General features: G+C 62.8%; 8 protein-coding genes. All 8 read right to left on the reverse strand.

Annotated elements, in window-relative coordinates; all coding sequences use genetic code 11:
• Positions 1 to 45 precede the first annotated feature (45 nt).
• Entirely contained in the window at positions 46 to 2,001 is a 1,956-nt protein-coding gene (locus tag J3Q04_RS10305) for an acetoacetate--CoA ligase (protein WP_434606444.1), read from the reverse strand.
• 161 nt (positions 2,002 to 2,162) lie between these two features.
• Positions 2,163 to 2,939 carry a 3-hydroxybutyrate dehydrogenase gene (hbdH, locus tag J3Q04_RS10310; protein WP_420763551.1) on the reverse strand — a complete coding sequence of 259 codons (777 nt, stop codon included), beginning with the start codon at positions 2,937 to 2,939 and terminating at the stop codon, positions 2,163 to 2,165.
• 7 nt (positions 2,940 to 2,946) lie between these two features.
• A complete protein-coding gene (locus tag J3Q04_RS10315; RefSeq protein WP_420763552.1) occupies positions 2,947 to 4,338 on the reverse strand; it encodes a GntP family permease in 1,392 nt (463 codons plus the stop codon).
• A gap of 300 nt (positions 4,339 to 4,638) precedes the next feature.
• Positions 4,639 to 6,054 carry a sigma-54 interaction domain-containing protein gene (locus J3Q04_RS10320; protein WP_420763553.1) on the reverse strand — a complete coding sequence of 472 codons (1,416 nt, stop codon included), beginning with the start codon at positions 6,052 to 6,054 and terminating at the stop codon, positions 4,639 to 4,641.
• Positions 6,055 to 6,198: 144 nt separating this feature from the next.
• On the reverse strand, positions 6,199 to 7,779 hold the full coding sequence (locus J3Q04_RS10325) for an ABC transporter ATP-binding protein (protein WP_434606439.1): 1,581 nt from the start codon (positions 7,777 to 7,779) through the stop codon (positions 6,199 to 6,201).
• Between the two features lie 13 nt (positions 7,780 to 7,792).
• Positions 7,793 to 8,815, reverse strand: a complete 1,023-nt coding sequence (locus tag J3Q04_RS10330; RefSeq protein WP_434559487.1) for an ABC transporter permease — start codon at positions 8,813 to 8,815, stop codon at positions 7,793 to 7,795.
• On the reverse strand, positions 8,815 to 9,873 hold the full coding sequence (locus tag J3Q04_RS10335; RefSeq protein ID WP_434559485.1) for a microcin C ABC transporter permease YejB: 1,059 nt from the start codon (positions 9,871 to 9,873) through the stop codon (positions 8,815 to 8,817). The genes J3Q04_RS10330 and J3Q04_RS10335 overlap by 1 nt, the downstream gene beginning before the upstream one ends.
• A complete protein-coding gene (locus J3Q04_RS10340; RefSeq protein WP_434606435.1) occupies positions 9,873 to 11,741 on the reverse strand; it encodes an extracellular solute-binding protein in 1,869 nt (622 codons plus the stop codon). Before J3Q04_RS10340 ends, J3Q04_RS10335 begins: the two co-directional genes overlap by 1 nt.
• Positions 11,742 to 11,749 lie beyond the last annotated feature (8 nt).

An 11,749-nucleotide genomic window follows, 5' to 3' on the forward strand; every position in this document is an offset into this window, starting at 1 on the left:
GAGCTTGCCCGCGATGAGGCCCTCAAGCCCAGCAAAACATTCAGATCAGGTCGCAAGCTCCACCCGCCCACGAAACTGCTCCAGCGCCTCGGGATTGGCCAGTGCATCGGTGTTCTTTACCGCCTCGCCATGCACCACGTTGCGCACCGCCAGTTCCACCACCTTGCCGCTGATGGTGCGTGGGATATCGTTGACCGCGAGGATTTTCGCCGGCACGTGGCGCGGTGTAGTGTTGGCGCGGATGACCTGGCGGATCTTCTGCTCCAAGGCGTCGTCCAGCACCAAGCCCTCTCGCAGGCGCACAAACAGCACCACCCGCACATCACCCTGCCATTGCTGGCCGACGGCAACGCTGTCCAGGACTTCCTCGACTTTTTCCACCTGCCGATAGATTTCCGCCGTGCCGATGCGCACACCACCGGGGTTGAGCACCGCGTCGGAGCGGCCGTGGATCAGCAGGCCGCCGTGGGGCAGCTCTTCGGCGTAGTCCCCCTGGGCCCACACGCCCGGGAACTGGCTGAAATAGGAGGCGCGAAGTTTCTCCCGCTGGGGATCATTCCACAGCCCGATGGGCATCGCCGGGAAATGCCGGGTGCAGACCAGTTCGCCTTTTTCGCCAACCACCGCTTCGCCGGCTTCGTTCCAGACCTGCACCGCCATACCCAAGCTCTTGCCTTGCATCTCGCCACGGCGCACAGGGGCCAGCGGATTGCTGTTGACGAAGCACGACACGATGTCAGTGCCGCCGGACATCGAGGCCAGGCAAACATCGGCCTTGAAGTCGCGGTAGACATAATCGTAACTGTGGGGCGCCAAGGCTGATCCCGTGGACAGGATCGTCCTCAGGCTGCCCAGGTCGTGGGTCTGGCGTGGCTTGATGCCTTGGCTTTCCAGGGCGGCCAGGTATTTGGGGCTGGTGCCGAATACGCTGATGCCTTGTCGGTCGATCAGGTCGAGCAGGCGTTCCGGGCTGGGGTGGAACGGCGACCCGTCATAGAGCACAACCGCGCTGCCCACGGCCAGCGCCGACACCAGCCAATTCCACATCATCCAGCCGCAGGTGGTGTAGTAGAACAGCCGGTCTTCGGGGCCCAGGTCGACGTGCAGGCCATGTTCCTTGAGATGTTGCAGCAGCACGCCACCGGTGCCGTGGACGATGCACTTCGGCACCCCGGTGGTGCCGCTGGAATAGAGAATGTACAGCGGGTGATCGAACGGCACGGGGTTGAACACCGGCTCGCCGCCGCATTGGTAGAAACCGTCCCACAGGGCCACGCGGGCCGGGGTCTTGAAATCTTCGACGCGGGCGTCGGGCTGGGCGTAGGGCAGTACGATCAATTGTTGCAGCGACGGTAGCCGTTCGAGGATTTCGTTGACCTTGGGCCGCTGGTCGATGGTTTTCCCGGCGTAGCGATAACCGGCGCAGGTGATCAGGACCTTGGGTTCTATCTGACCGAACCGGTCGATGACGCCCTGGGTGCCGAAATCCGGCGATGAACATGACCAGATGGCGCCCAGGCTGGTGGTGGCGAGCATGCACACCAGCGTCTGCCAGGTGTTGGGCATGCAAGCGGCGACCCGATCGCCCTGGGTCACGCCAGCGCCTTGCAGGCTTTTTTGCAGGCCGGCGACATGGGCGGCGAGATCGGCCCAGGTCAGCGTTTCTTCGCCGCCGTTTTCATCGAGTGCGACCACTGCCACGGCGCTGTCGCGGCGACGCAGCAAGTGTTCGGCGAAATTCAGCGTCGCCCCTGGGAACCAGCGGGCACTGGGCATCTGCGGGCCTTCGTCGAGCACCGCGCCAGGCGCTTGATGGAAGCGGATCTCGAAAAAGTCGACGATGGCCTGCCAGAAGGCTTCGCGGTGGTCGGTGCTCCAGGCATGCAGGGTTGGGTAGTCGTTGAGTTGCAGCAAGTGCCGTTCGTTGACGAACCGGCGAAAGGCGTCCATTCGCGACTGGGCGATGCGTTCGGGGCTGGGGTGCCAAAGGATGTCGGACATGGTTTGCCTCTTGTTTTGGGGCTTACAAATAGTTCAGCACAAGGCGCCGGATGTGGCGAGGGAGCTTGCTCCCGCTGGCCTGCGAAGCGGGCCCAAGAGGCGCCTGCTGCGCAGCCGAGCGGGAGCAAGCCCCCTCGCCACAAAAGCTCGACGGCGCGGCGTTATTGAGCCAACCACCCACCATCAATATTCCACGCCGCGCCCCGCACCTGGCTGCCCGCTTCACTGCACAGGAACAGCACCAGCTCACCCAACTGCGGCGGGGTCACGAACTCCAGGGACGGTTGCTTCTCGGCCAGCAGATCATGCTGGGCCTGTTGCGGGTCCACACCCGTGGCGATGCGGTCGTCGATCTGCTTCTGCACCAGCGGCGTCAGGACCCAGCCCGGGCAGATGGCGTTGCACGTGACGTTGCTGGCGGCAGTCTCCAGGCCCACTACCTTGGTCAACCCGATCACCCCGTGCTTGGCCGCGACGTACGCCGCCTTGCCCACCGAACCGACCTGGCCATGCACCGAGGCAATGTTGACGATCCGTCCCCAGCCCTTGGCGCGCATGCCCGGAAGGCTCAGGCGGGTGGCGTGGAACACCGAGGACAGGTTGATCGCAATGATCGAATCCCAGCGCTCCACCGGGAAATCCTCCACGGCCGCCACGTGCTGGATGCCGGCATTGTTCACCAGGATGTCGACACCGCCGAATTCGCGCTCGGCGTAAGCGAGCATGTCGGCGATCTGCGCGGGGTCGCTGACGTCGGCCGGATGATGGCCGACCTTGACGCCGTGTCGAGCGACTTCGGCGACCACCGCCGAAGCATCGCCAAAGCCGTTGAGGATCAGGTTGGCGCCGGCCTTGGCCAGGCTCAGGGCGATGCCCAGGCCGATGCCGCTGGTGGAGCCGGTGACCAGGGCCGTCTTGCCGGAAAGGGTGGTTGTCATGGGAACCTCACACAATGCCAGTGGCGTAGAACACACCGATCACGAAGAACACCGCGAGGGTCTTGATCAGCGTAATACAGAAAATGTCTTTGTAGGCTTCGCGGTGGGTCAGGCCCGTGACCGCCAGCAAGGTGATGACCGCGCCGTTGTGGGGCAGGGTGTCCATGCCGCCGCTGGCCATGGCCGCTACCCGGTGCAGCACTTCCAGTGGGATGTTGGCGGCGTTGGCGGCGCTGATGAAGGTTTGCGACATCGCCGCCAGGGCGATGCTCATGCCACCCGACGCGGACCCGGTGATGCCCGCCAGCAGCGTTACGGTCACGGCTTCGTTGACCAGCGGATTGGGGATGTTCTTGAGCCAGTCGGCGAGCACCAGGAAGCCCGGCAGGGAGGCGATCACCGCACCGAAACCGTATTCCGACGCGGTGTTCATGGCCGCGAGCAACGCACCGCCCACCGCGCTCTTGCTGCCTTCGGCCAGCTTGCTGCGAATGGCTCGGAAGCCGAACAACAGCACCATGACGATGCCCACCAGCAAGGCCGCTTGCACGGCCCAGATCGCCGTGAGCTTGGCGATGTCGCTGGTCACCGGCGCTGCCATGCCCGGCAGGGCCAGGCTATGGGTCTTGCCGTACCACTGTGGGATCCACTGGGTGAACAGCAGGTTCATGACCCCTACCGCCAGCAATGGCGAAACGGCGATCCAGGGGTTGGGCAGCTTGATGTCTTCGGCGGTTTCCGGCTCGTTGCGCAGCTCGGTACCGTAGCCTTCGCCCGTGCGCTGGGCCTTGTTGCGTTGGCGCTGCAAGAACAGCATGCCGAAGCTGAACACGAATATCGTACCAATCACGCCCAGCCACGGCGCTGCCCAGGCAGTGGTATTGAAGAAGGTGCTGGGGATGATGTTCTGGATCTGTGGCGTGCCGGGCAGGGCGTCCATCGTGAACGAAAAAGCGCCGAGGGCGATGGTGGCCGGGATCAGCCGCTTGGGAATGTTGCTCTGGCGGAACATCTCGGCCGCGAACGGATAAACCGCAAAGACCACGACGAACAGCGACACGCCGCCATAGGTGAGCAGCGCGCACACCAGCACGATCACCAGCATGGCCTGGCGCGTGCCCAGCAGGCGAATCGCCGCCGCGACGATGGAGCGGGAAAACCCCGACAGCTCGATCAGCTTGCCGAACACGGCGCCGAGCAGGAACACCGGGAAGTAGAGTTTGATGAAGCCGACCATCTTGTCCATGAACACCCCGGTGAAGGCTGGGGCAACGGCGGACGGATCGGTGAGCAACACCGCGCCGAGGGCGGCGATGGGGGCAAAAAGAATGACGCTGTAGCCACGGTAGGCGGCAACCATCAGCAGCGTGAGGGCTGCCAAGGCAATGATCACACTCATGGTGTGTCTCCTGGATTGTTATTTTTGTGGGTGATGCGGTGGGGAGGGCTATAGCGAGTTTTGTGCCAGTTGTTTAACTTATTGAAATGTAAGGAATTTATTGAGGTGGGCGACGTGAGCTTGGAAAGTGCGTCTCTGTTTTGAGATTTTTGTTGGGATTACTGGCCTCATCGCAGCAGGCTCGCTCCACAGGTGAACTAGGATGGCAGGGAGAACGCCCGTTCCTGTGGGAGCGAGCCTGCTCGCGATGAGCGCGAAGCGCTCCAATCCATATGTCTAAATAAGGAGAATTGAGTCTCTTTATTGAGACTCAGCAATCCCCAGCGCCACCATTTTCTTGTAAAGCGTCGACCGCCCCAGTCCCAACCGCTCGGCTGCCTCAATCACCCGCCCACCGCATTGCGCGAGGGTGGTCTCGATCAAATGTCGATCGAATCGGGCCCGGGCCTGGCTGAAGGTTTCCTGGGGCAACGGCTCGAGGCTCGGACTCGCCGCGCGTACCACCGGCGTGAAAGTACCGATGGCGGCACGAATGTCGGCGGCGGTGAGCATCAGGTCGTCGCTGAGCAGCGCGGCCCGTTCCAGCACGTTGCGCAACTCCCGGATGTTGCCCGGCCAGGCGTGCTGGCCCAGCAGGTCGAGGGCGTCGGGATTCAGTTCGTGCTGGCTGCGCAATTCTTCGAGGATCGCCTCGCTCAGGGCCGGCAGGTCATCCAGGCGTTCGCGCAGCGGCGGGACCTGGATGGGCAGCACATTGAGGCGGTAATACAGATCCGCCCGGAATTCGCCACGCTGGATCGCCGCCTCCAGGTTGGTGGAGGTCGCGGCAATCACCCGAACATCGCTTTGCAGTACTTCGTTGGAGCCGACCGGTTCGTATTCCTTTTCCTGCAACACGCGCAGCAGTTTGCTTTGCAAGGGCAGCGGCATATCGCCGATTTCGTCGAGGAACAATGTGCCGCCCTGGGCGATTTGCAGCTTGCCGGCGCGGCCCTTGCGGTCGGCACCGGTGAAGGCGCCTGGCGCGGTGCCGAAGAATTCGGCTTCCAGCAAGGATTCGGGGATGGCGGCGCTGTTGATGCTGACAAACGCCTTGTGCGCACGCGGCGAAGCACCGTGAATCGCCTGGGCCAGAAGCTCCTTGCCGGTGCCGGTTTCGCCGAGGAGCAATACCGGGGAGTCAGTGCTGGCGCTGCGTCGGGCACGGCGTTTGACCTCGAGTCCCGCAGCGCTGGTGCCGATGAAATGGGCAAAGTTGTACTTGGTCTGCCGTGCCCGCAACAGCGAGCGGGTAGAGGCCAGTTCTTCCTGCATGCTCAGGTAGCGTTTGAGCATCGGCGACAGGCTGCGCAACTCGTCGAACAGGGCAAAACCGATGGCGCCGATCACCGCGCCGGCGCTGTCATGGATCGGCAGGCGCATCACCACCAGCGGTTCCTTGGGCGTGTCCTGCATGTCCAGCAGGATCGGCCGCCCGGTACGCACCACCTCTCGCAACAAGCTGCCCGGAATGACGCTTTCGCAAGCCCGGCCGATGGCCTCTTGCGCCGAATTCAGGCCGAAGCGACGAGCGTAGCGCTCGTTCATCCAGACGATGTTTGCATCGCGGTCGACGATCACCGTGCCTTCGCTGGACTGCTCGATGATTTCGAACAACGAGCGGATCGCCAGCGTACGCACGCGCTTGTAATCCTTGAGGCTTTCGGTGGAGTTCATGATCGGATCCGGGTTGTGTGTTGCTTGTCAGGCCCCCATCGCGAGCAAGCTCGCCCCCACATTTGGCCTTCAGTGCAACACCGGCCAATGTGGGAGCGAGCTTGCTCGCGATGGGCGCGACACGAAGCTACGCCATGCGCCGCATTATGCCCACTCTGGATGCGCCGCCGCCAACAACTCCTTGGTATACGGGTGCTGGGGTGAATCGAACACATCATGGCTGGGGCCTTGCTCGACCACCTTGCCGTCCTTGATCACGATCATGTCGTGGGCCAGGGCGCGGACCACCGCCAGGTCGTGACTGATGAACAGGTAGGTCAGGCCGTATTTTTCCTGGAGCTGGCGGAGCAGGGCGACCACCTGCTTTTGCACGGTGCGGTCGAGGGCGGACGTAGGTTCGTCAAGCAGGATCAGGGCGGGCTTGAGCACCAATGCCCGGGCAATGGCGATGCGTTGGCGCTGCCCACCGGAAAACTCGTGGGGGTAGCGATGCCGGCTCTGCGGGTCGAGGCCGACCTCCTTGAGCGCCTGGATCACCTGGGCTTCGCATTGCTCGGCACTGGACCGGCTGTGGACTTCCAGGCCTTCACTGATGATCTGTTGCACTGACATTCGCGGGCTGAGGCTGCCGAACGGGTCCTGGAAGACGATCTGCATCTGCTTGCGCCATGGCCGAAGCTCCTTATGCGACAGATGATCAAGCGCCTGGCCCTGGAAGCGAATGCTGCCTTCGGACTCTATCAGCCGCAGGATGGCCTGGCCGAGAGTGGATTTGCCGGAACCGGATTCGCCGACGATGCCCAGGGTCTTGCCACGCTGGATATTCAGGCTGATGCCGTCCACGGCTTGCAGGTACTGCTTGCGCCGGAACAATCCGCCACCGAGGGGAAAGCTGACGCGCAGTTCCTGCACTTGCAGGACGTCTTCGCGTTCGTCCCGGGGCAGCGCTTCGCCTTCCGGTTCGGCGTTCAGCAATTCGCAGCTATAAGGGTGGCGGGGGGTGCTGAACAAGGTTTCACAGGGTGCCTGCTCGACAATCTCCCCGGCCTTCATCACGCACACCCGCTGCGCGATGCTGCGCACCAGGTTGAGGTCGTGGCTGATCAGCAGCAGGGACATGCCCAGGCGCTGCTGCAACGATTTGAGCAGCAGCAGGATCTTGCGCTGCACCGTTACGTCCAGGGCGGTGGTCGGTTCGTCGGCGATCAGAAGCTCCGGCTCGCAGGCCAGGGCCATGGCGATCATGACGCGCTGGCGCTGGCCGCCCGATAGCTGGTGCGGATAGGCCTTGAGTCGTTCGGCGGGTTTCTGGATGCCGACCAGGGCCAGCAATTCCAGGATGCGCTGGCGCGCGGCCTTGCCGCCCAGGCCGCGATGCAGCATCAGTGTTTCGCCGATCTGCTTTTCGACGCTGTGCAGCGGATTCAGCGAAGTCATCGGCTCCTGGAAGATCATTGCGATCCGATTGCCGCGCAGTTCCCGTAGCTTCTTGGCCTCGGCACCCACCAGTTCTTCGCCGCGATAGCAAATGCTGCCGGTGGTGCGCGTGCCGGTTTCTGGCAGCAGTTGCAGGATGGAATGGGCCGTCACCGACTTGCCGGAGCCCGACTCGCCCACCAGCGCCAGGCATTCGCCTTGGCGGATATCCAGGCACAGGTTGCGCACCACCGTCTGGCCGTTGAAGGCCACGCTCAGGTCACGGATTTCGATCCGGTTTTCGCTCATCTAAAGGTTCCGCTCATGACCGAGGGTCGAACGCGTCTCGCAACGCTTCGCCGATAAACACCAACAGAGAAAGAATCAGCGCCAAAGTAAAAAACGCCGTCAGCCCCAGCCAAGGCGCTTGCAGGTTCTGCTTGCCCTGCGCGATCAGCTCACCCAGGGATGCGCTGCCGGCCGGCATGCCGAATCCCAGGAAATCCAGCGCTGTCAGGGTGGAGATCGCCCCGGTGAGAATGAACGGCAGGTAGCTCAGGGTGGCATTCATGGCATTGGGCAGGATGTGCCGCACGATGACCTTGCGGTCGGTCAGGCCCAGCGCCCGCGCGGCTTTCACGTATTCGAGGTTGCGCCCGCGCAGGAATTCGGCACGCACCACGTCCACCAGCGCGAGCCAGGAGAACAGCGCCATGATACCCAGCAGCCACCAGAAGTTAGGCTCGACGAAACCCGACAGGATGATCAGCAGGTACAGCACCGGCAAACCGGACCAGACTTCCAGCAGGCGTTGCCCCAGCAGGTCCACCCAGCCGCCGTAGTAACCTTGCAGGGCACCGGCGGCGATGCCGATCAGCGCGCTGATGGCGGTCAGCGCCAGGGCGAACAGGATCGACACCCGCGCGCCGAATATGACCCGCGCCATCACGTCCCGTGCCTGGTCGTCGGTGCCCAGCCAGTTCACCCTCGACGGCGGGCTTGGGGCCGGCCGCTCAAGGTCATAGTTGGGCGTGTCGTCGCTGAAAGGAATAGGCGGAAACAGCAGCCAGCCGTTGCCCTGGTGAATCAGGTCCTGCACATAGCTGCTGCGATAGTCAGCCTGGAACGGCAATTGACCGCCGAACTGCTGTTCGGTGTAGCGCTTGAACACCGGGAAATACAACGAGCCTTGGTAGCTCACCACCAAGGGCTTGTCATTGGCGATCAATTCCCCACCCAGGGTCAAGACGAAAAGCCCGATGAACAGCCACAGCGACCACCAGCCGCGACGGTTTTTCCTGAAACGTTCGAAACGCCGCCGCCCCAGGGGCGATAACTTGAACATCAGGCGTTCCTCGCGGCGAAGTCGATGCGCGGGTCCACCAGGGTGTAGCAAAGATCGCCGATGAGTTTGATCAGCAGGCCGAACAACGTGAAGATAAACAGCGAGCCGAACACCACTGGATAGTCCCGGGACACGGCGGCCTCATAGCTCATGCGTCCCAGGCCGTCGAGGGAGAAGATCACCTCGATCAGCAAAGAACCGGCGAAGAACACGCTGATGAACGCCTGGGGAATGCCCGACACCACCAGCAGCATCGCATTGCGAAACACGTGTCCATACAGCACGCGTCGTTCACTCATCCCCTTGGCTCGCGCCGTGACCACGTATTGGCGGGTGATTTCGTTGAGGAACGAGTTCTTGGTTAGGATCGTCAGGGTAGCGAAGCCGCCGATGACCAACGACGTGACGGGTAGCACCAGGTGCCAGAAATAGTCGGCGACCTTGCCCAGCGTCGAAAGGGACTCGAAGTTGTCCGAGACGAGCCCGCGCACCGGGAACCAATTGAGCGAGGTGCCGCCAGCGAAGATCACGATCAGGAACATCGCGAACAGGAACGCCGGCATGGCGTAGCCGATAATAATTGCGGTGCTGCTCCAGACATCGAATGCCGAACCGTGGTGTACCGCCTTGCGAATACCCAGGGGAATCGACACGAGGTAGGTGATCAGCGTCGCCCAGAGCCCGAGGGAGATGGTCACCGGCATTTTTTCCAGAATCAGGTCGGTGACCGTGGCACCGCGGAAGAAGCTTTTGCCGAAGTCCAGGCGGGCGTAGCTGGTGAGCATCAGCCACAAGCGTTCATGGGCGGGCTTGTCGAAGCCGTACTGTTTTTCGATGTCCTTGATCAATTGCGGATCCAGGCCTCGGCTGGCGCGGGAGCTACCGGTCATGGCATTGCCCGAGCTGCCGACGCTGGCGCCGCCGATGCCCTGCAGGTGAGCGATCGCCTGCTCCACCGGCCCGCCTGGCGCGGCCTGGACGATCACGAAGTTCACCAGCAGGATGATCACCAGCGTGGGAATGATCAGCAGCAAGCGCCGCGCAATGTAAGCCCACATCAGTGATGCCCTCCAGGCGAGCCACGCTTGATGCGTTCGGCGGTCATCTGTTCGTTGGTCAGTGGCGTGGTGCTGACTTCCCACCAGCTCTCGATGGCTTCGTCATTGCTCGCCTGGACTTTCGGCATGCCGAAGCGATTCCACCAGACCGTCGAGCTGCCTGGCGGGTAATAGTTGGGAATCCAGTAGTAGTTCCATTGCAGCACCCGGTCCAGCGCATGGGCATGGCGGAGCATGTCGTCCTGGGTGCTGGCTTTGACCAGGCCATCGATGAGGGCGTCCACGGCAGGATTCTGCAAGGCCATGTAGTTGTTGGCTCCCGGGTCGTTCGCCGCCGCCGAGCCGAAATAATTGTAAAGCTCCGTGCCCGGCGAAGTGCTGACCGGGTAGCCGGTAATGATCATGTCGTAGTCGCGGCTCATCAGGCGATTGACGTACTGGGACGAGTCGATGCGCCGGATGTGCATGTCGACGCCGATCTGTGCGAGGGTGCGCTTGTAAGGCAACAACAGGCGGTCTATTCCGTTTTGCGTGACCAGGAACGTGAAGCTCAGTGGCTCGCCTTCGGCATTGACCAGGCGGTCGCCTTCAGGTTTCCAGCCGGCCTGTTCCAATAGCGCCAGGGCCTGCAATTGCTTGTCGCGGATGACCCCGCTGCCGTCGGTCTTCGGCGCTTGGAACACCTGGGTGAACACCTCTAGCGGTACTTTGCCGCGCAGCGGTTCGAGAATCGCCAGTTCCCCCGCGTCGGGGAGCTCCCGGGCGGCGAGGTCGGTGTTGGAAAAAAAGCTCTGCTGGCGCACGTAGAGGTTGCGCATCATCTGGCGATTGCTCCACTCGAAGTCCCAGAGCATGGCCAGCGCCTGGCGTACGCGGCGGTCCCGGAATTGTGGCCGTTGCAGATTGAACACAAAACCCTGGGCCGGCTGGGGCGCCTCGGTGGCAAGGTGGGCTTTTTGCAGCCGACCGTCGCGCAGGGCCGGGCTGTCGTAGCCGATGGAAAAGCCCGTGGCGGAGAACTCGCGGTTGTAATCGTAGGCGCCGCCACGCAAGACCTGCCGGGCCACGTCGGTGTCGCCGAAGTATTCGATACTGAAGTGGTCGAAGTTGTAGAGCCCGCGGCTGACCGGCAGGTCTTTGCCCCACCAGTCGGCGTTGCGCTCGAAGGTGATGCTGCGGCCCGAGTCGACCTTGCTCACCCTGTACGGTCCGCTGCCCAGAGGCGCCTCGTAACCGCCGCCGTTGGCGAAGTCGCGACTCTTCCACCAGTGCTCGGGAAAAACCGGCAGGGTGGCGATGTCCAGGGGCAGGGTGCGGCTTTCGTTATTCTTGAAGTCGAAGCGAACGGTTCGTTCCGATTCCACCTCGACACCTTTGACGGCGGCGAACTGCGTGCGATAGCGCAGGCTGCCCTGGGTCATCAGCAGGTCGAAGCTGTAGCGCACGTCTTGCGCGGTGATGGGCTTGCCATCGGCGAAACGCGCCTTGGGATTGAGGTAGAAGCGCAGGGACAGGCCATCTTCGGCGCGTTCCATTTTTTCGGCGACAAGGCCGTAGACGGTATAGGGTTCGTCCAGGGAGCGTTGGGCCAGCGGCGAATAGAGCATGCCGTCGACCTGGCTGACGCCGATGCCTTTGTCGATATAAGGCAGCACATGGTCGAAATGGCCGATCTCCACGGCCGAGCGGCGCATCGTCCCGCCCTTGGGGGCCTGGGGATTGGCGTAGGCAAAATGGGCGAAGCCTTCGGCGTACTTGGCCGGTTCGCCATAAACGGTCAGGGCATGTTGGGGGGCGGCATTCACGCCTGCGGCGCCCGTCAGCAGGACCACGGCAGTGAACAGCCAGGAGGGAAAAGCCAGTCGCATTGTCAGCC

The sequence above is a fragment of the Pseudomonas sp. D4-21 genome, from assembly GCF_051132125.1.
Lineage (GTDB): Bacteria > Pseudomonadota > Gammaproteobacteria > Pseudomonadales > Pseudomonadaceae > Aquipseudomonas.

What these genes read in the sequence shown, in the direction of transcription:
- J3Q04_RS10335 (WP_434559485.1), bottom strand. Translation starts at nt 9,873, where the DNA reads ATGTGGGCTTACATTGCGCGGCGCTTGCTGCTGATCATTCCCACGCTG.
- hbdH (WP_420763551.1), bottom strand. Translation starts at nt 2,939, where the DNA reads ATGACAACCACCCTTTCCGGCAAGACGGCCCTGGTCACCGGCTCCACC.
- J3Q04_RS10315 (WP_420763552.1), bottom strand. Translation starts at nt 4,338, where the DNA reads ATGAGTGTGATCATTGCCTTGGCAGCCCTCACGCTGCTGATGGTTGCC.
- J3Q04_RS10305 (WP_434606444.1), bottom strand. Translation starts at nt 2,001, where the DNA reads ATGTCCGACATCCTTTGGCACCCCAGCCCCGAACGCATCGCCCAGTCG.
- J3Q04_RS10330 (WP_434559487.1), bottom strand. Translation starts at nt 8,815, where the DNA reads ATGTTCAAGTTATCGCCCCTGGGGCGGCGGCGTTTCGAACGTTTCAGG.
- J3Q04_RS10325 (WP_434606439.1), bottom strand. Translation starts at nt 7,779, where the DNA reads ATGAGCGAAAACCGGATCGAAATCCGTGACCTGAGCGTGGCCTTCAAC.
- J3Q04_RS10320 (WP_420763553.1), bottom strand. Translation starts at nt 6,054, where the DNA reads ATGAACTCCACCGAAAGCCTCAAGGATTACAAGCGCGTGCGTACGCTG.
- J3Q04_RS10340 (WP_434606435.1), bottom strand. Translation starts at nt 11,741, where the DNA reads ATGCGACTGGCTTTTCCCTCCTGGCTGTTCACTGCCGTGGTCCTGCTG.